Origin of the sequence: Mucilaginibacter phenanthrenivorans, assembly GCF_024721155.1 — a bacterium.
In the GTDB taxonomy this organism is placed as follows: Bacteria; Bacteroidota; Bacteroidia; order Sphingobacteriales; family Sphingobacteriaceae; genus Mucilaginibacter; species Mucilaginibacter phenanthrenivorans.
This window is the reverse complement of sequence record NZ_JAHVAP010000008.1, coordinates 64621-84583: the sequence shown is the minus strand read 5'-3', so window position 1 is coordinate 84583 and position 19963 is coordinate 64621. Positions and strand designations below refer to the sequence as shown.

Below are 19963 nucleotides of genomic sequence, written 5' to 3'. Positions count from 1 at the left end.
AACAACGAACACATTATGGTAGTGTTTCAATCCTGTTGCTAACAACGTAACAGATTGAAAATCAAAGCAAATACCAAAACATCAAATTAAAAACCAGCATAACCGGACGGTACAAATGTATCATCCGGTTTTTTTTGTGGTAGTGTTTCCCCACCTGTACCATTATTAAAAAATGAATACCTTTACAATAAGAAGGAGTTGCAGGAAGAGTTGGGGGTTTATGATTACGGCGCGAGGCTGTATGATCCGGTGGTTGCTAGGTGGCAAACAATTGACCCTTTAGCTGAAAAAGGAAGGCGATGGTCATCATACGTTTATGGTTTTGATAACGCCATAAGATTTGAAGACCCCGATGGCATGTGGCCTGGCCAGGGATTTATAAGCGATGCCTGGAATTCCGCGAAAAGTTCTTTCAAAAACTTTTTTACATCTACTTATAGTGCATTAAGGCATCCGATTAATACAGCGAAGAGTGCTGTAAAAGCGGTTAGCAAAATGTCGGCAGGACAAATTGCAACATTGCCAATCAGGATGTCTCCGGTCTACCAACAGGTACATGCTGAAGTAACAGCAGTTAAGGCATTAATTAAAGGGGATGGCAAGGCATTTGGTGGGGTTGTCGGAGACCGAGCCGCCAATGTTACAACGGTTTTAGCAACTGCTGGGGTTGGCGAGACAATTGCGCCAACTGCCCAAGCCCTAAAAAGTGTATTTAATGAAGGGTTTGCTGCAGATTTATCGGCATTGACCAAACCAGTTAGCACTTTAGAGCCAGGGCCTTATGCAGCGGGTTCTATTCCCGCAAATGGTTCAGGACGCAATTTTACAAAAGCAGAACGAGATGCAATAAATAATATAGGAAACGACACGGGATGTCATACTTGTGGCACAACTGACCCCGGGACGAAAAGCGGAAATTTTGTACCAGATCATCAACCCCCTAGTGCTTTACAACCACCGAAAGAATTATTTCCCCAATGCCTTGGATGTAGTAAAAAACAAGGTGGTGAGGTAAGTACAGCAAAAAGAAATAATCCGTAATATTATGCTAATAATAAAAAATATAAAAATTAAGACCGAGAACGGTTATTTAACTACAGTTAACTTGAAACGCTTTGTCGGATTAGAACTCAAACTTTTGTTGGGTAAACAGGAACAGAAGCAATACATTGCGCTGCTAACTTATCTAATTAATTATTTTATAGACTACAAACCTGTAATAAACGACGGTCAAACGATCGCCTACCACTCATGGCTATTGAAGTTTGTGATTGTCGCTAATAGTATTATAAATTTACATGAAGTCCAACCAGACGGCAAAGGCTTTGTCGAAGGCGGAGATCACGCTATAAAAGTAATTATTGACCAGCAGCAAGAATGTATTAAATACGACATCATACCATTGTTTCCTCTATTTAGTCAATTAATTGTAATTTCAGAAGGAGTATTTGATGGAAAAGACATAGACGCTGTTCGATATCCGTCGCCTAATAATATGACTGGCTGGTGGTTAACTACTGAGCTTTATGATGGGGATATTAGTTCACTGCAGACTATTCATTATTATCATGTAGTTTTTAAGAGACCTGACCTAATAAAATATCTTGCGCTACCTTTTGGCTTTCGTATTCTTACAGGTGAACCGGAAAAAATTTGGTTTGATGAAAAGGTTTTATTATAGGTTAGTGTTTCAATTCTGTTGCTAACAACCCCAACCTGGCGCGAGTATGCCGCGCTGGCCAAAAGCGTAAAGCGTACTCGTGCCCCGCGTTTAGGTAGCCAACATGCTATGTTATAAAATGCCAAAATGAAGAAAAATACCGCTTGCCAAATAACCGGCAATGCGGTATTTTTATTTTCAGTGAGTGCCAAATATAAATTCAGGAACCAGGAGCGGCTTTACTTTGTAAGCTTTGCCGTTGTAGGCTGGATAGACCTTTTTATCCGCAACGAGTATAAAGAAATCCTGCTTGAAAGCTGGAAACATTGCCGCTTAATCACTTACCATTAATAACAGCCCCAACCTGGCGCGAGTATGCCGCGCAGGCCAAAAGCGTAAAGGCGTACTCGTGCCCCGCGTTTAGGTAGCCAACATGCTATGTTACAAAATGCCAAAATGAATAAAAATACCGCTTGCCAGATAACTGGCAATGCGGTATTTTTATTTTCAATGAGCACCAAATATAAATTCAGGAACCAGGAGCGGCTTTACTTTGTAAGTTTTGCCGTTGTAGGCTGGATAGACCTGTTTATCCGAAATGAATACAAGGACATTTTGCTTGAAAGCTGGAAGCATTGCCAGCAGCATAAAGGACTGGAAATTTACGGCTGGTGCATTATGACCAGCCATGTCCACATGATCATCGGCACACATGGCAACAAGCTGGAAGATATTATGCGGGATATGAAAAAGCATACTTCAATAGCATTAAAGCAGGCAATCAAAGATCATCCCGGAGAAAGCCGGCGCGAATGGATGTTATGGTTGATGGAACGTGCCGGACAAAAGAACAGTCAGAACATTGAATTTCAATTATGGCAGCAGGACAATCATCCTGTTGAATTGTTCGACCATAAAATATTACATCAAAAACTAGATTATATCCATAACAATCCGGTGGTAGCCGGAATTGTCGAAAAGCCTGAAGATTATTTATACAGCAGCGCAAGAAACTATTATGGTATGTCCGGATTGATTGACGTAATTTTAGCTGATCCGGAGGTAAGGTAAACCATGGGTATTTTGCATATTGGTTGGCGGGTACAAACCATGGGCATTTTGGAATGGTCACGAGTACCCCACCTCTAAAGGCCGGCGCTGCATACTCGCGCCAGGCGGGGGGAAAAGCTTGCTAAGGAATTGGGATTAGCAACTTCAAAAGACATCCAAAATATCGGCAGCAAAGACGTTTCAATAGGTGAAAAACTTGCCATAACCGGCAGAATTTTACAAACAATTGCAAGTATATTTATACCCGAAGAGGGCAAAGGTGGTATACCGGAAACAACTATAGCTAAACCCCCTATCTCGGACGCTCCTAGTCTTGGCTCAAGGGCAAATGACATACATAGTGCGGTTCCTGCTGCTACCCAAAATAGAACTACTATTGCTGTCGCTGATGGCATCGACGCAAATGGCAAGGCAGTTCGCGTTGTGGGCTCAAGCGAAAATAGATTAAGGCCTGCTCAACGACAGATGCTTAAAAGCAATGAAATTGAAGCTACCGGTCCAGGACATGCTGAAACGACTGTATTAAATCATGCTGTTAGTAACGGCATAAGTATAACCGACATAGGAGCAAGCAGACCAATTTGTTTATTGTGTCAAACTGCTATTGATGCCGCAGGCGCTAAGCCAGTTACACCGATTAAGACGGCTAACAAAACCCATAATTAAAATACAATGGACAAATTCCGACAAGAAACACGAAACGCGCTTGAATTAATTTCAGATAAAGGAAAGATAATTTTTGCTGCTTTAACATGCGAAAAGCTTTATCCAAATTATGTCTTTTTTAAAAAAGTAACTAATTGGGGGGATTCTAATATACTTGCAGAAGGTCTTTCTTTATTATTTCAATGTCTGTTAAATAAAGATTTAATCAGAGTGCAAAACGTGGAAAATGCAATTTTAAACATTGAGAAGGTTACTCCAAACACAGAGGATTTTCCGGAAATTTTTGTTTCATTTGCTTTAGATGCTTGCACATCGATTTATAGTTCACTGAGTTTTTTACTTGATAATAATAGCGATAAAATAGTCGATGTGGCTGTTTATGCCCGTGATACCGTTGATATGTTTATTCAGGAAAAAGATGATTTGAATTCATTGGATTCAAGCATTGACATACAAATTGAACACGATGATTTTATGATAAAAGAGAAAAACAGACAAAGAGTTTTAATTGAAACTTTAGCAAATATAGATTTGGACATTATAACAGATGAACTATTAAACGACTTAAGGACGATAGAACCTATTATAGATTTATCATTACTACGGTAGTGTTTCACTCCTATTGTTATCAATATAACAGATTGATAATCAAATAAAACCCAACCTGGCGCGAGTATGCAGCGCCGGCAAAAGCGTAAAGGCGTACTCGTGCCCCGCGTTTAGGTAGCCAGCATGCCATGTTGTAAAATGCCAAAATGAAGAAAATACCGCTTGCCAAATACCCGGCAATGCGGTATTTTTATTTTAAATGAGTACCAAATATAAATTCAGGAACCAGGAGCGGCTTTACTTTGTAAGCTTTGCTGTTGTAGGCTGGATAGACCTCTTTTATCCGAAATGAATACAAAGACATCCTGCTTGAAAACTGGAAACATTGCCGCTTAATCACTTACCATTAATAACAGCCACCGCCTTATCCAACAGATCATCCTTATGATTCCGGAAACCGTTGATGGTTTGTACAACTTTCACGTCGGGCACAATGCCTACCTGCTGTGTTTCCCTGCCATTGGGGTAGTACACGCCTAAGCCGGTAATTTGTGTCATAAAACCTCCGGGTAACGGGAAGGCATAGCTTACGTTACCATCGGCCCCTGCCGTTGTTGATCCAACTACTAAGGCCCTGGGCGCCAGCTGGTAAGCCATTGTTAAAAACTCGCTGGTGCTTTGTGTTTCCTCGTTAACCAAAATGGCAACCTTGCCTTTATAATGATCGGCATTGGCCTCCCCTATTATAAACGGCTTAGCGTACCTGAATAAACCGGGATATCCCTTTACAGCGGTAGAGAATTTAGACATGGCCCCCTTATCCGCAAGCAATAAGCCCTGCAGCAGGCTGATCACGTCGCCGGCCCCGGTTCTTGGGTACTGCCTTGCATCCAGTACCAGTCCGTTTACCTTTTTCAACTCCCGTTTAACCCGGTCCACCTGGCTGGCTTTAAAGGCGCCTGCATTTACATATAACACATTGCCCGGCAACACAAAACAGGAAGAGTCCTTTTGGTAGGGGAAGTCATACGGTGCAGCTGCATAGTGTTTATACAGGCTGTTCCTTACCGCCAGTATCCTTGTTGCCCCATCGTTAGCGGTTATGGTTATTTTGCTGGTCGAATCGCTGCTGCGGTTCAGCAGCCTGGCTACCTCCCGTAACACCACGGCTTTGTTAGATGCGGATACATACAGCCTTTTGTCGTCCACTATTTTTTCTACAGGCACACCATCGATTGCCTGCACTATGTTCCCAACCTGTAAGCCGGCAACCTCCGGCGACTTTACATCTACCGAATTGATCACTGCCTTATCTTCAATAAATTTAACCATAAAGGGCATCACCCATTTCCCGGTAACTTCGTCCCGCTTTTTAAAATTAACCGTTGCATGGCTATCCATAATAGTTCCTGCCATTTTTTGTACCAGGCGGGCATAGGCCAGTTCATCCTTTGCAGCAATAGCCTCAACAATAAACGGGGTTAAACAATCTTCCCATTTCTGCCGGGCTAAATATCTATACGGGTACCAGTATTCAATGATGTTCCAATACCTAAATACTGCCAGCAGCCGGTAATCAACTGCCGGGTAAGTCATGGTTGGATAGGCTTCCTCATTAATAAAGGTTGGGATCACAATATCATCGTCCGCAAGAAACTTAACGTATTTTTGATCATCGGGAGAATGATAATTGCTGATAGACACCAAAAGATCCGCCAGTTCAGCAGGCAACTTACTTTTCCTGATCCAGGTGTAATCGGGTACAAGCTTGGCATTAGCGAGTAAACTGTCAGGAATCGGCTGAGACTTAGGCACCGCGCCAAATTTACTGACCCATTGCAAAAGTATTTTATTGCGATCAGCCTTGCCCTTATTCGCGCTGTAAGCTGGTAAGAATTTAATCAGCTCCTCATCCCAGTTATAAGTGCCCTTTATAACGGCGGGATGGTGATATTTAAGCAGTCCCCATACTTTGCATAACAATGCAAGATCATTTTTTTGAGCAACCGTTATCGCCGGTTCAGGCTTGTAAATATTAACCGGGACTTTCGCTAACGCGATTCCTGCATGCTGCAATAAAACAAGTAAGAAGATCCATTTGATATTCTTCATAGGGAGATTGTATTAATAGATTTGATTATTATTCAATTTTGGTTCCGCCAATTCAATTGTGATAAGGTTTAGGTTGAAAGCGGGCGACCTGTTATACTTTATTATTCGGGTTTATATTCCAGGATGTCTGCTGGTTGACAGTCTAAAGCCTTACAGATCGATTCCAGCGTTTCAAACCGGATGGCCCTTGCCTTTCCTGTTTTTAAAATAGATAAGTTGGCCAGGGTGATGCCTACCTTTTCCTGCAGTTCATTCAGCGACATTTTGCGCTTCGCCATCATTACATCTAAGTTTACAATGATCGGCATATCACACTGTTAATTGGTTTTCCTCCTGGTAGCTAACACCAATGCGGTAAATGAACGAGAAGATCAAAATAAACACCCCTGATTTGATGTATGAGAGGTCGGCCGGGAAACTAAAATAATGCAGGCTTAGATGGTTCTCGAGCTGTATTATTTTTGCCCGCATGTAAAAGGCGGCGCCAATATTTATCAGGCCATAAGCTATATACACCACGCCGATACCCGCTATTCTTTTGGCAACTTTTAGCGTGAAGGGCGATTCGGCATTGATGCCATTGACAGTGAACAGTAAAAGGCAGCAGCTAACCAGGCTAAACAACGACTGGATGAAATCCCAATTTTCATAGGTATGCCTGAAGATCAGCCGGTCGATAAATTCTGTTGATTTAAATGAGTAAACGCCGCTGCTTAACTCAAGACTTCCGTGCGTTAATGGTAATGTATCTGCTTTTTGCAGGTTCACTTCAGCACGCATCGTATTTGAGCCGATGGCCAGGCGAACTGAATTAAAAAGGGTGATGCTAAATCCTATTATTGAAATCCAGACAAGTACCCGGATAGCGCGAAGCCAAAATTTTAACCTTATTTTCATTGATCTCCGGTTGTTTTATTAGAGATCCAAAAGTATATAATTTATCGAAAAACAATAAATATTTATTGTTAATAATTGTTAAAATTAAATCGATCCTGTTTACTTTACGTCGTAAGGTGTGATGCGTTTTAAAATGTAGGACAATGTCAATGCGAAGATCACGTACCCGGCAAAGATGAAATAACCCGGCTGCAGCGAGGTATCGTTTACCGTGGTGGTGTTCATAAAGCTGTTATGAATATTCAGGTTGGACAGCTGACTTTTTAAGATCCCGTTCAGGCCGATATAGGTCATCAGGATGCCCACTATCATTACATCAGCCATATCCCATTTCCCCGACTCAAAGGCAAGGTACCTTACCACCTTATTTTCAGCGAATTCTTTAGAGCTTAATAAATGGATCCCCTTTGCCACCATCCTTACAACGGGCAAAATAATGATGAACAGCATGATCAAAACCCCCACCACTACGGCATCCGGCTTTGACTGCGCTATCAGGGTGGAAACTATGCTCAGGATACTTTTACTCTGGAAAAATAACTCCTGGTTTTCAAACGCAACCTTTTGTCCCATCAACTCAAAGCTAAGTGTCTGGAGCCGCGCATCCACTTCTATAATAGTAGTGGTTATCCCAACTGCCAGCATAACAAGGGCAAACAGCAGCGACATGATAAAAAGCGTGCTTTGCAAATGTACCTGCTTGCGCATCAGCAACCATAAGGCAAGCGCAAAAACCACGCAGCCAAGCATGGCATAAGCATAATTGTAAGTAACCTGGCGGATAGCTGCTAATTGCGAAGAGACCCTTTTATTGAACTCGACAGGGTCAGACACATGGTATTTGTTATAAAGGTATTTGTCAACCTGCGAATTGGTTTCGAACGTATTATCGTAGGTTTGCTTAGCAAGCTGATCAATTTTACTGGTGGCAATGTTTTTTAGCCGTTTGGTACTTGATGGGCTGTTCACCTTGTCGATAATGGTTTTGGAAAATGAGGGTACCAATGCCTGGATGCTATCTGCATTCACCATAGTATTGAACGCCAACTTTTTCAGCTTTCCACCTATTGATTTTTGCGGCTTGTTGATCTCAGCAACGGTTTTATTAATTAAACCGTGAAGCGCCTGCTCTACCTGCCTTTGCAGCGCCCGCTTTTGGGCGCGTGTCATATTAAAATCCGTAACCTGGTGGTTCACAACATCGGTGATCCTGTCGCGCCATTGGTCGACAGAAAATAAACCGAAGGTGATATTATTCTCCATGCTGTAATCTTCCTTTATCTGTTCCTGCTCGGCAGAGAGGGCGTGCAAACGATAGCCGAAATAAACTTCCCCGCAGAGCAGCACACTTAACCCAAGAATAAGCAGGATATGGGGCAGCCCGAACTTTTTTGTTTCCCTATGTTGTGATTGAGTTGTCAAAGCTGTACTTGTTAATGTGAATCATAAGGTGTAATAAACTTCAAGATGGTTGATAAAACCAGTCCGTACAACACAAAGCTGATGAATATGATATAGCCGGGCTGCAATGCCGTATTATTGGTGGTGATGATGGTCAGGGCGTCGCTCTTAATATTCAGGCCGGCCAGCTGACTTTCCAGCAACCCGTTAAGGCCGATATAGGTCATCAATATGGCAATAACAATAACGTCGGCCATGCTCCACTTACCCGATTGGAAGGCAAAGTATTTGATGAACCGATTTTCCGCCAGCTTTCTTTTGCTTAACAGGTGGATCCCGGTGGAGGTTAATTTCATGATGGGAAAGAGGATACTAAACATCAGGATCAAAACACCGACCAATATGGAATCAACCGCCGGCTGTTTAACCAACACCTCAACTACATCAAGGATACTTTTACTTTGGAAGAACAAAACCTGGTTTTTAAAAACCACATGTTCGCCCAGCAGCACAAAATCAAGCGACTTGATCCGCGCATCGACCTCTATCATGGATGCGGTTAAGCCAACCGCCAGCAGGATGAAGGCAAAAAGCAGCGACATGATAAACAGCACCGCGTGCAACTCCACCCGCTTCCTGAACACCCACCATAACCCCAAAACGATCAGGATGCAGCCCAGCATCCCAAAACAATAATTGTAAGTAGTGGTACGAATGCTGTCGAGCGATGATGTAAGCTTACTGTTGAATTCTTCGGGCGACGAGACGTGGTATTTTTGGTACATTTTGTTCTTCAACGAATCGTTTGCCGTGATGGTGCTATCCAAATAGCCGGTTTTTTGCGCCTGTGCAAACTTGTTCAATGCTAACGAACTCAGCTTGTTTTTACTTTGCGGATTATCTATTTTGGCAATAATGGTTTTTGCAAAGGCAGGTACCTGTGCTTTAATCTTATCTGTATTCACAAAGGTTTTCACCGCCAGCTTTTTCAGTTTGCCACCGATGGATTTTGTTGGCTTGTTAACCAGGCCCTCTGCTTTATTGATCAGCGCGAGGATGATCTGTTCAACTTCTTTCTGCAGGTCCCTTTTTTGCTTAGGGCTAAGCGTAAAATGCTTTACCTGGTGGTTTATTATCCCGGACACCTTATCCCGCCATTGATCAACCGAAAACAAACCTAGCGTGATGTTATTGATATCGGAATAATCCTTCTTGATCTCCTCCTGCTGAATAGACAAAGTATGCAGCCGGCAGCCAAAATATCCCTCGCAGCATAAAAAGGCACCCAGGCCAAGGATGAGCAATAATTTGGAAACGCTAAATCCCTTAGCAGTATCGGTTGTTTTTCTGGCAGTCAAATCTGGTTTTGTTAAATCTGGACCGTGATATAACTCAACAGTTGCTGTATTGTTTGGCAGATGGTTTATGTTACACTGAAATGAGTCATCATCCGCCATCCCATTTTCCGAAATCTCCCTTTCGCCTTTCCGTCAAAAATCCTAATTTCGCCCTTGCAGAAAAGAGGAACAGAATTTGGATTATCTACAGGGATTAAACCCCGAACAAAGAGCAGCAGTTGAACAAATAAAAGGTCCGGTAATGATAGTTGCCGGCGCAGGATCGGGCAAAACGCGGGTGATCACCTTCCGTGTGGCGCACCTCATCCATAAGGGCGTTGATGCCTTTAATATCCTGGTACTTACTTTTACCAACAAGGCCGCCCGCGAAATGCGCGACAGGATCACCAAAATTGTGGGTCCCGATGCCAAAAACATCTGGATGGGTACATTCCACTCTGTTTTTGCAAAGCTGCTCAGGGTTGAGGCCGACAAAATTGGCTACCCCAGCAACTTCACTATTTACGATACCGACGACAGCAAGAGCGTACTAAGGGCCATCATCAAAGAAATGAACCTTGACGATAAGCTGTACGCCGTAAATATTGTGCTCAACCGCATTTCGGCAGCCAAAAACAACCTGGTATCGTGGATGGAATACCAGAAGAACGACCAGATCCAGGCGGACGATATTGCTACCAAGAGGCCGCTGTTAGGTATCATCTATCAAAACTACGCTACCCGATGCTACCGCGCCGGCGCTATGGATTTTGACGATTTACTATACAAAACCAACGAATTATTGCGGGAACATCCTGAGGTTCTAAACAAATACCAGCACAAATTCAAATACCTGATGGTTGATGAGTACCAGGATACCAACCACTCGCAATACCTGATCGTAAAAAAACTTGCTGCCGTAAACGAGAACATTTGCGTGGTGGGTGATGATGCGCAAAGTATCTATGCCTTCCGCGGCGCCAATATCCAGAACATCCTGAACTTTGAAAAGGATTACCCGGACCTGAAGGTTTTTAAGCTGGAACAAAATTACCGGTCGACCCAAAACATTGTAAATACGGCCAATAGTATTATCGCCAACAACAAAGACCAGCTAAAAAAGCGTGTTTTCAGCGAAAAGGAAAACGGCGACAAAATAAAGGTGATGCGCGCATTCAGCGATAACGAGGAGGGCAAATTGGTAGCTGAAGCGATTATGCAGGAGCGCAGCACCAAGGGCCTTAACTGGCACGACTTTGCCATACTATATCGTACGAACGCGCAATCCCGCTCGATGGAGGAAGCCCTGCGCAAGCTGGGCACGCCGTATAAAATTTATGGGGGGCTCTCCTTTTACCAGCGTAAGGAAATCAAGGACTTGGTTGCCTATTTCAGGCTAACCTTTAACCCTAACGACGAGGAAGCTTTAAAACGGGTAATCAATTACCCGCGCCGCGGCATTGGAGATACAACGGTAGACCATATTATTGTTAGTGCCGATAAAAATAACATTTCACCGTTCGAGGTGATCATCAGCGCATCCAAATACCTGGACGGGCGAACTGCAGGCAAGGTAAGCGCCTTTGCCATGCTGATCCAGAGCTTCCAGGTGATCGTAAAAAACCTTTCAGCCTATGAGGCGGCACTGCATATTGCGCAGCATTCGGGTTTGTTAAAGGACCTTTATGAAGATAAATCGGTAGAAGGCCTTAACCGCTACGAAAACATCCAGGAACTGCTGAATGGGATCAAGGAATTTTCGGAACGGGAAGATATTGAGGAAAAAGGTCTTGATGTTTTTATGCAGGATATTGCCCTGCTCACCAATGACGATAACGACAAGAACAAAAACGCCGACACCGTTTCCCTGATGACCATCCACTCTTCAAAAGGTTTGGAGTTTCCGCAGGTGTATGTTGTGGGGCTGGAGGAGAACTTGTTCCCGTCGCAAATGTCGCTCAATTCCCGCAGCGATTTGGAGGAGGAGCGCCGCCTGTTTTACGTGGCCACCACCCGCGCCGAAAATAAGCTAACGCTCAGTTATGCAACTTCAAGGTTTAAATTCGGAACACTCATCAATTGTGAGCCGAGCCGTTTTTTGGATGAAATAGACGCCCAGTACCTGGAACTGGATTACAGTGCCAAGCCTGCTAGCAGTAACAACCCATTTTTTGACCAGGAAAAAACAGCCTGGAACAGCAATAAAGCTGCTGATACTTTTTCAAAGCCAAAATCGGCAACTGCCCCGCCCGTAAAAACAACCTCGATACTGGCAAAGGCGCACGTTCCCACCCCGGGATTTGCCCCGTCAGACACATCGAAGTTGCAGGTTGGTATGGAAGTTGAACATGAAAGGTTCGGTTTTGGAAAGGTTTTAACCCTTGAAGGTAACAAACCCGATATAAAGGCCACCATATTTTTTAAGGAAATAGGCCAAAAGCAACTCCTGCTGAAATTTGCCAAGCTCCGGATAGTTTAACGTTTAAGCAATTTTTTACCGATAGCTGTGGAAATAATTCCACACATTTCCGCATAATATATTTATTAAGTCTGTGGCAAATCACTTTTGCCCATTAATTAAATATGGCATAGGATTTGACTATGTTATTATACTCCTAATAACCTCTTAAACTATTAGTAAACTGTTATGAACGACAATCTAAAAAAGAAGACCAACAAGTCAGTTGGTAAAAACATTCGTACTATCCGTCATCAACGTGGCTGGAGCCAGGAAGATGTGGCAAACAAGTTAGGCATTTCTATTCCTGCCTTTTCAAAAATTGAGACTGGAGTAACTGACATCAACTTATCCCGCCTTGAACAAATTGCAAACATTTATGAGGTTAACGTGGTTAATCTTTTGGTGCTGGATGCTGAGGATATTGAGCCACAGGTATCGCACTTAAATGTTGCCCAGAAAAAGATCCTGGATCGCGAAGCCGAAATAGCAAACCTGCAACGCAAGGTAATCCTGCTTTATGAAGAACTAAGGAACAGAATTCCCGCTATGGTTTAATTTCTACCCCCTTATTGTTCAATAAATAACACACTACTGTATAAACCTGCGGGCGTTATACATGGTGTGGCTTTTTTTGTTTTTAAAAAGAATTTATCCCTTCCCCCTTATAAAATACTGAAAAACGGCCCAGATTTGATGTTTTGGCCTGTTTTGGAGTAAAAATTGCAACATAGCAAATGAAACAAAATCATTTGCTATGCCAAATTACCTGATATCCATCCCTAAAGCCGAAGCAATACAGAACGGAACAATTCATGATCCATCGAGCAAGCTGAAGGTAAAAGTGGTTGATCTTTTAAAAACGCGCTTCACCCCAAGCACCGGCGAAAAAAGATTTTTTGTAACAGCAGGCGACGAAACCCTTGCCTTTGAAACCAAGGGTTATAAAAAGCACCGTGAGTTGGTGATCCTGCAAATGATAGCGTGGTACTGCCTTTATCTGGGCCTTATTGAGGCGCAGATTCATAGCAGCTGGCCGTTGGTTATGTAATGTAGTCAATAGTCTGTAGTCTTAAGTCCGTAGTCTTGTTTTTTCGTTCAAGCTTCCAAACATCCCGATTCTGACTTAAGACTCTAGACTCCTGACTAAAGACTAAAGACTAAATAATCACAAACTCGTCTTCACCGGATCGTGAAGCATATCGCTCATTTCGATGATCTTATCATCAATTTCGCTCACGCACTTATTCATCATCTTAATACATTCGGCCTGGTCAACCAGCCCTTCCTTTTCAAGGTTCATTAAGCCTTTAAGCGTAGCAATAGGTCCGCGGATCTGGTGCGAAAGGTAGGACGAATATTCGGAAAGCTTTTTGTTTTTAATCTGCAGATCCTTTGTGCGTTCGTCAATTATTTCCTCCAGGTGATGGTTTATGCGGTCGAGGTTATCCTTCTGCCGCGAAACTTCCGCATTCAGATTAGTAAGCTGTTCGTTGGTTTTCGCCTTGCGTTTTACGTTACTGATTAACAGGCCCACCAATATCAGCAAGAGGCCGGCAACTACCGCTACCGCCCAAAACTTCACCCGGTCATATTGCTGTCGTTGAATGATCAGCTGATTTTCCCTGTCCCGGGCTTCCTGTTTATGCTTAACATCCAGTAAGCCTAGCTGGGCTGAAACACTTGTTTTAAATGACGAGCTGTCCTGGTGATAGATATCACGCAAATAAAACAACGCCCGCTCGTAATTCTTACGCTTAAACTCCAGTTCGTAATTAGTGTAATTAAAATCGTGCTTCAGTTTCTCGTCCTTAATAATATTAGCATAGTTTAAACCCTCTGCAACTATCTCCTGGGCGTCGTCGAATTTATTTTGGTCGATATACAACGATGCCAGCGTCAAATCGATGCTGGCAACAGGTTCATTCAAATCTTTTTCTTTTGCCTGCTTGTTGGCTTGCAATAGTAATACACGGGCTTTATCAAGCTGGTTGAGACTATAGTAAATTACGCCACGATTTTGCAGGGATTTAATAAGATTTACCGAATCCTTTAGTACGGCAAACATGTCATTACTTTTATCATAGTAAGTTAATGCCTGGTGGTAAGCTTTTTTACGAAAATAAATATTTCCTATATTATTATATAGCTTAGCCATCAGTTCATTATCCTTCAACCGTTGTGCAATTTTCAGTGATTTTTGCAGAAAGTACAATGATTGATCATAATCATTATCCATGTACAGGTTGCCTATATTATTATAAACCGCGGCTTCGCTTTGTAAATTCCCGGCTTTGCTAAATTGGGCAAGGGCGTTCAAATAATTATCAATGGCTACCTCGGGTTTATTTAAATAATAGTTACCTATCCCCATTACCCTGTATGCCTCACCTACTCCATTCCAATAGCCCGCCTTTTGAGCCATTGCCAGAGCCCTTTGCGCACCGGCAACGGTTTCGTCGGGGTTCGAGTTACGGATTTCATAGGCCTGCTTGTTTAGCTTAATAATTTCAGTCGTATCCACGCCCGTAACACTATCCTCTGCCTTAGCGCCGAACGAAAATGCCATCAAAGCAACACATATGTAAATGAAAATGGTTCTCATTGGGTCACTATTACGTTCAATTGCGTATAAAGTTATATATAATTGATAATAATATATTAATTGCAGGCAAACTGTATTAATTTAATTATAAATTTATTTTGTTATTCGAAAAATATTTCGTAAACTTGTGGCGATAAATTATTGGCGACCAATAAGTAAATTTTAAGACAGATTTTAATTGCACAAGTTATAGCCTTCAACTGTTCGTGTTGGGCAAGCTGCGTTAACGGTTCCTTATTATTTAGCTTCGCTGAAGAAATAACAAATAGCGATAATGGCAATTCATTAATTGCGTAATTATCCTCATCATTTGCTTTATTCCCTTTCAAAAATTTATCGTGGTTTATTATGGTTAATGCCATAGCGTAGCTCAAAACTACAACCAAATGCGTTTTTTACACCTTACTACCAGGCGTTACCCCTTGTACGTAAGTAAAAAATAAAGGTTACCCGGTATCTGATAAATTTTATTGAACAAGAATATTTATAACAAAACATATTTATAAAGCAAAATGAAAAAATTAATATTTTCTACAATTATCGTTTTAAGCGCAACAGCATTAGTGTCGTCAGCTCAGACTATCAGCTTAAAATCAGACAATGGCTATACTTTTTCCGATAAGAAAAATGTAGGAACCGCAGATTTGAACGATAAGAAGAATGTAGGAACCGCTGACTTTGCAGATAAGAAAAACGTTGGTACTGCTGACTTTGCAGATAAGAAAAACGTTGGTACTGCCGATTTTTCTGACAAGAAGAATGTAGGTACTGCTGACTTTGCAGATAAGAAGAATGTAGGAACCGCTGATTTCGCAGACAAGAAAAACGTAGGTACTGCCGATTTTTCTGACAAGAAGAATGTAGGTACTGCTGACTTTGCAGATAAGAAGAATGTAGGCACCGCTGATTTCGCAGACAAGAAAAACGTAGGTACTGCTGATTTAAACGACAAAAAGAACGTTGGTACTGCTGATCTTAACGATAAGAAAAATGTAGGCACTGCTGACCTTAACGAAGAAATTGCTTCCGATGATCTTTCTGACAAGAAAAACGTAGGTACTGCTGATTTAAACGACAAAAAGAACGTTGGCACTGCTGATCTTAACGATAAGAAAAACGTAGGTACTGCTGATTTAAACTAATAATCGGTTTAAATTTATAAATATACTAAAGCCGGGATGCGTCCCGGCTTTTTCTGTTTATGGATACCTTGATGCAATCGCTGCAAAACTATCCTGTGTGGTGATCAGCAAATTATCATTCTGTTCCTCTCTCATTTTATCTCTCAAAACAAACCCTATATTTGCTTCAAATTACAATTATGCAGCTTATAAAAGACTATGTTGAACAGCATAAGGGCCGGATGCTGGAAGAGTTATTCGCCCTGCTGCGCTTTCCATCCGTTAGCGCCGATCCGAAATATAAAACTGATGTTTTAAAAACTGCCGAGTTTGTAGCAGAAAAGCTCCGCGACAGCGGCGCAGAAAATGTGGAGGTATGCCAAACTGCCGGCTACCCTATTATATATGGTGAAAAAATAATCGATTCGTCGAAACCAACGGTTTTGGTATATGGCCACTATGATGTTCAGCCGCCTGATCCGCTTGAGCTTTGGAAAACGCCGCCTTTTGAACCTACAGTGCGCGATGGCAAGATTTACGCCCGCGGTGCCTGCGACGATAAAGGCCAGTTTTATATGCATGTAAAGGCTTTTGAACTGATGATGCAGACCAATACCCTGCCCTGCAATATCAAGTTTATGATAGAGGGTGAAGAAGAGGTGGGCTCATCAAACCTGGGAATATTTGTAAAACAGAATAAAAACAGGTTAAAGGCAGATGTGGTGTTGATCTCCGATACTTCAATGCTAAGTATGGAAAATCCGTCGCTGGAAACTGGCCTGCGTGGCCTCTCCTACCTGGAAGTGGAAGTAACAGGACCAAACCGTGACCTGCATTCAGGGGTATACGGCGGCGCTGTGGCAAACCCGGCTACCATATTGGCTAAAATGATTGCCTCTATGCACGATGAAAACAACCATATAACTATACCGGGTTTCTATGATAAGGTAATTGAATTGACTGAAACAGAGCGCAAGGCCCTTAACAGCGCACCTTACGATGAGGATGAATATAAAAAGGACCTTGCCGTTGAAGAACTTTGGGGCGAAAAAGGCTTCAGTACATTTGAACGTACCGGCACCCGCCCTACCCTTGAGGTAAACGGAATTTGGGGCGGTTACATTGGCGAAGGGGCCAAAACTGTGCTGCCATCAAAGGCATTTGCAAAAATCTCCATGCGTTTAGTGCCTAACCAGGTATCAGATGAGATAACACAATTATTTACCGCTCATTTCGAAAAGATCGCACCAAAATCAGTAAAGATTAAAGTTACGCCGCATCACGGCGGCGAGCCCGTTGTTACGCCAACTGACAGCATAGCTTATAAAGCGGCGCAAAAAGCGATAAAGGAATCATTTGGAAAGGATCCGATCCCAACCCGTGGCGGCGGCAGCATCCCAATTGTGGCACTTTTTGAAGCAGAACTGGGTATTAAAACCGTTTTAATGGGCTTTGGGCTGGATAGCGATGCACTCCACTCCCCTAACGAAAAGTATGATATCTTTAATTACTATAAAGGCATTGAAACCATCCCGCTTTTCCATAAGTATTTCGCAGAATTGAGTGAGGAGTAGTGATCAGGGATTAGAGATTAGAGACCAGAGATTAGTTAAGGAACTTTTTTTAACTAATCTCTAATCTCCGGTCTCTAATCTCTAACACAAACATTTGCATTTCAACACAAATACATTATATTTGCGTAATACTTCGTACTAAAATTCAACTTTAGCCTGTTGTTCCTACTCTAATCCGGGAAAAATCTCTGCGCTAATTTTAAAGATCTTCATAAAAAATTTATTTAAACGGCTTAAAAACTATGCCTCAAGAATTTGATTATAACTCAACCAGGAATAAACTTATCCTGTCTGAGTATGGCCGCAACGTACAAAATATGGTAAAATATATTGTTGCGCTGCCAACCAAGGAAGAACGTAACCGCTATGCACAGGTAGTAATTGACCTGATGGGTTTCTTAAACCCGCACCTGCGTGACGTTGCCGACTTTAAGCACAAACTTTGGGATCACCTGCACATCATCTCTGATTTCCAGATAGATGTGGATTCCCCGTATCCAAAGCCATCAGTGGAAGCGATCCACATGAAGCCGGAGCCTTTAAGATATCCGCACCAGCGTATAAAATACAAGCACTATGGCAAAACCATTGAGCTGATGATTGAAAAGGCTAAAAGCATTGAGGACCCTGATCGTAAGCGCCACATGACCCAGGCAGTTGCCAACTTCATGAAAATGGCCTACGTACAATGGAACAAGGATTCGGTTACAGATGAAAGTATTCTAAACGACCTTTATAACCTGTCTGGCGGGCAATTAAAACTAGAGGAAAACATCAATCTTAATAAGGTTGAGTATCGTGCAAATACGCATAACACCAATAGCAACAATAACAATCGCGGTCGCACAAACAACAACCAAAATAATAACAATCGCGGTCGCACAAACAACAACCAAAATAATAATAACCCGCGTAATAACAACAATAACCAAAATCGTAACCGTACCAACGGACCTAAAAAGTATTAATTCTGGTTCATGGTTCATAGTTGATTGTTCATAGCAAAAACGCATGAAATTAGTTGATAACTCACGGTGGCAAAGGATTGATTGGCATATAGCAGGATCATATATTTGCAGCACCATGAACTATGAACCATCAACTATGAACTAGTCATGAACCATCAACTATGAACTAATTATGACTAACGCGTTTGAAATTATTGGCGGAACTCCGCTAAAGGGCGAGATAATACCACAAGGTGCAAAAAACGAGGCACTGCAAATTCTTTCGGCAGTGCTTTTAACAAGCGAAAAAATAACGATAAGTAATATTCCGGATATAAAGGATGTTAACAAGCTGATTGAGCTGCTTGGCGATATGGGGGTTACGGTTGAAAAACTGGCAGATGACACTTATAGCTTCGAAGCAAAAAATATCGACCTTGATTTCTTTTTGTCTGACGCCTTTAAGGAAAAGGGCGGCGGTCTTCGTGGCTCTATTATGATAGTAGGTCCGTTGCTGGCGCGCTTTGGCAAGGCCTCCATCCCGAAACCGGGTGGCGATAAAATAGGCCGCAGACGCCTGGATACCCACTTCCTGGGTTTTGAAAAACTTGGCGCCAGGTTTGATTACGATCCATCGAACGGTTTTTTTAACGTAGATGCATCTAATTTAAAAGGCACGTATATACTCCTTGACGAAGCATCCGTAACCGGAACTGCCAATATTGTAATGGCTGCTGTGCTCGCAAAGGGAATCACTACCATCTACAATGCAGCCTGCGAACCCTATTTACAGCAGCTTTGTAAAATGCTTAACCGCATGGGCGCTAAGATCAGCGGTATCGGCTCCAACCTGCTGACTATAGAAGGTGTTACCGAACTTGGCGGAACTGAACACCGCATGTTACCTGACATGATCGAGATCGGCTCGTTCATCGGCCTTGCTGCCATGACAGAATCAGAGATAACCATTAAAAACGTTTGTTATAATGAATTAGGCATGATCCCGGACGTATTTAAACGGTTGGGCATCCAAATGGAGCTTAGGGGCGACGACATTTATATTCCTGCACAGAAGCACTACGAAATAGAAACGTTTATCGACGGATCGATCATGACCATTGCTGATGCACCGTGGCCAGGCTTTACTCCCGATCTGTTGAGCATTTGCCTTGTTGTTGCCATCCAGGCAAAGGGTTCAGTGCTCATCCACCAGAAAATGTTTGAGAGCCGCCTGTTCTTTGTAGATAAGTTGCTGGATATGGGTGCACAGATCATTTTATGCGATCCGCACCGTGCTACCGTTATCGGCCTGGACAAACAGGTACAACTGCGCGGTATCTCCATGACCTCGCCGGATATCCGGGCAGGGGTGTCATTATTGATTGCTGCGCTTTCAGCCAAGGGTAAATCCACAATCTACAACATTGAGCAAATTGAACGCGGCTACCAACATATCGACAAGCGACTAATAGCGTTGGGTGCGAATATCAAGAGAATTTGATTCGAAGTCCGAAAGACCGGAAGCCAGTAAAGTCCGAAAGAAGAGCAAAATCAAGCAAAAATAA

19 protein-coding genes and 1 pseudogene are annotated in these 19963 nt (G+C 42.5%); 13 read left to right on the top strand and 7 right to left on the bottom strand.

Features of this window, described 5'->3' with window-relative positions; translation table 11 throughout:
• Positions 1-177 precede the first annotated feature (177 nt).
• The 6 genes and pseudogenes from KXD93_RS19895 to KXD93_RS19870 all read left to right on the top strand — a co-directional run.
• Positions 178-1041: pseudogene (locus tag KXD93_RS19895) on the top strand (RHS repeat domain-containing protein); the annotation flags it as partial.
• Between the two features lie 4 nt (positions 1042-1045).
• On the top strand, positions 1046-1681 hold the full coding sequence (locus KXD93_RS19890; RefSeq protein WP_258139102.1) for an immunity protein Imm33 domain-containing protein: 636 nt from the start codon (positions 1046-1048) through the stop codon (positions 1679-1681).
• 126 nt (positions 1682-1807) lie between these two features.
• Positions 1808-2011 carry a hypothetical protein gene (locus tag KXD93_RS19885; protein ID WP_258139101.1) on the top strand — a complete coding sequence of 68 codons (204 nt, stop codon included), beginning with the start codon at positions 1808-1810 and terminating at the stop codon, positions 2009-2011.
• Positions 2012-2116: 105 nt separating this feature from the next.
• The gene (locus tag KXD93_RS19880) at positions 2117-2731 is read left to right on the top strand and encodes an REP-associated tyrosine transposase (protein ID WP_258139100.1); all 615 of its coding nucleotides are present in this window, start codon (positions 2117-2119) and stop codon (positions 2729-2731) included.
• A 129-nt stretch (positions 2732-2860) separates the two neighbouring features.
• Positions 2861-3397, top strand: a complete 537-nt coding sequence (locus KXD93_RS19875) for a hypothetical protein (RefSeq protein WP_258139099.1) — start codon at positions 2861-2863, stop codon at positions 3395-3397.
• Positions 3398-3403: 6 nt separating this feature from the next.
• Positions 3404-4006: a DUF416 family protein gene (locus KXD93_RS19870; protein WP_258139098.1), complete on the top strand. Its 603-nt coding sequence runs from the start codon at positions 3404-3406 to the stop codon at positions 4004-4006.
• 336 nt (positions 4007-4342) lie between these two features.
• Here KXD93_RS19870 and KXD93_RS19865 read toward each other — a convergent pair whose 3' ends face one another.
• The 5 genes from KXD93_RS19865 to KXD93_RS19845 form a co-directional block, all read right to left on the bottom strand.
• Positions 4343-6058: a S41 family peptidase gene (locus KXD93_RS19865; protein ID WP_258139097.1), complete on the bottom strand. Its 1716-nt coding sequence runs from the start codon at positions 6056-6058 to the stop codon at positions 4343-4345.
• A 101-nt stretch (positions 6059-6159) separates the two neighbouring features.
• Positions 6160-6366, bottom strand: coding sequence for a helix-turn-helix domain-containing protein (locus tag KXD93_RS19860; protein ID WP_258139096.1), 207 nt, complete (start codon positions 6364-6366; stop codon positions 6160-6162).
• Position 6367: 1 nt separating this feature from the next.
• Positions 6368-6955: a hypothetical protein gene (locus KXD93_RS19855; RefSeq protein ID WP_258139095.1), complete on the bottom strand. Its 588-nt coding sequence runs from the start codon at positions 6953-6955 to the stop codon at positions 6368-6370.
• Positions 6956-7054: 99 nt separating this feature from the next.
• Positions 7055-8377, bottom strand: a complete 1323-nt coding sequence (locus KXD93_RS19850) for a paraquat-inducible protein A (protein WP_258139094.1) — start codon at positions 8375-8377, stop codon at positions 7055-7057.
• 11 nt (positions 8378-8388) lie between these two features.
• Positions 8389-9714 (bottom strand): paraquat-inducible protein A, encoded by a 1326-nt coding sequence (locus tag KXD93_RS19845; protein ID WP_258139093.1) that lies wholly within the window; start codon positions 9712-9714, stop codon positions 8389-8391.
• A gap of 175 nt (positions 9715-9889) precedes the next feature.
• On the opposite strand from KXD93_RS19845, the gene KXD93_RS19840 reads away from it, so the two are divergent.
• From KXD93_RS19840 to KXD93_RS19830, 3 genes are all read left to right on the top strand, one after another.
• On the top strand, positions 9890-12172 hold the full coding sequence (locus tag KXD93_RS19840; RefSeq protein ID WP_258139092.1) for an ATP-dependent helicase: 2283 nt from the start codon (positions 9890-9892) through the stop codon (positions 12170-12172).
• A gap of 168 nt (positions 12173-12340) precedes the next feature.
• Positions 12341-12709: a helix-turn-helix domain-containing protein gene (locus KXD93_RS19835; RefSeq protein ID WP_258139091.1), complete on the top strand. Its 369-nt coding sequence runs from the start codon at positions 12341-12343 to the stop codon at positions 12707-12709.
• A 199-nt stretch (positions 12710-12908) separates the two neighbouring features.
• The gene (locus KXD93_RS19830; RefSeq protein ID WP_258139090.1) at positions 12909-13202 is read left to right on the top strand and encodes a hypothetical protein; all 294 of its coding nucleotides are present in this window, start codon (positions 12909-12911) and stop codon (positions 13200-13202) included.
• 117 nt (positions 13203-13319) lie between these two features.
• Here KXD93_RS19830 and KXD93_RS19825 read toward each other — a convergent pair whose 3' ends face one another.
• The gene (locus KXD93_RS19825) at positions 13320-14756 is read right to left on the bottom strand and encodes a tetratricopeptide repeat protein (RefSeq protein ID WP_258139089.1); all 1437 of its coding nucleotides are present in this window, start codon (positions 14754-14756) and stop codon (positions 13320-13322) included.
• Positions 14757-14857: 101 nt separating this feature from the next.
• Positions 14858-15118, bottom strand: coding sequence for a hypothetical protein (locus KXD93_RS19820; RefSeq protein WP_258139088.1), 261 nt, complete (start codon positions 15116-15118; stop codon positions 14858-14860).
• A 150-nt stretch (positions 15119-15268) separates the two neighbouring features.
• On the opposite strand from KXD93_RS19820, the gene KXD93_RS19815 reads away from it, so the two are divergent.
• The 4 genes from KXD93_RS19815 (at position 15269) to murA (ending at position 19899) form a co-directional block, all read left to right on the top strand.
• Complete coding sequence (locus tag KXD93_RS19815) at positions 15269-15898, top strand: hypothetical protein (RefSeq protein ID WP_258139087.1); 630 nt, start codon at positions 15269-15271, stop codon at positions 15896-15898.
• A gap of 179 nt (positions 15899-16077) precedes the next feature.
• The gene (locus tag KXD93_RS19810) at positions 16078-17451 is read left to right on the top strand and encodes a dipeptidase (RefSeq protein ID WP_258139086.1); all 1374 of its coding nucleotides are present in this window, start codon (positions 16078-16080) and stop codon (positions 17449-17451) included.
• A 242-nt stretch (positions 17452-17693) separates the two neighbouring features.
• Positions 17694-18419, top strand: coding sequence for a DUF4290 domain-containing protein (locus KXD93_RS19805; protein ID WP_258139085.1), 726 nt, complete (start codon positions 17694-17696; stop codon positions 18417-18419).
• 172 nt (positions 18420-18591) lie between these two features.
• On the top strand, positions 18592-19899 hold the full coding sequence (murA, locus tag KXD93_RS19800; protein WP_258139084.1) for a UDP-N-acetylglucosamine 1-carboxyvinyltransferase: 1308 nt from the start codon (positions 18592-18594) through the stop codon (positions 19897-19899).
• Positions 19900-19963 lie beyond the last annotated feature (64 nt).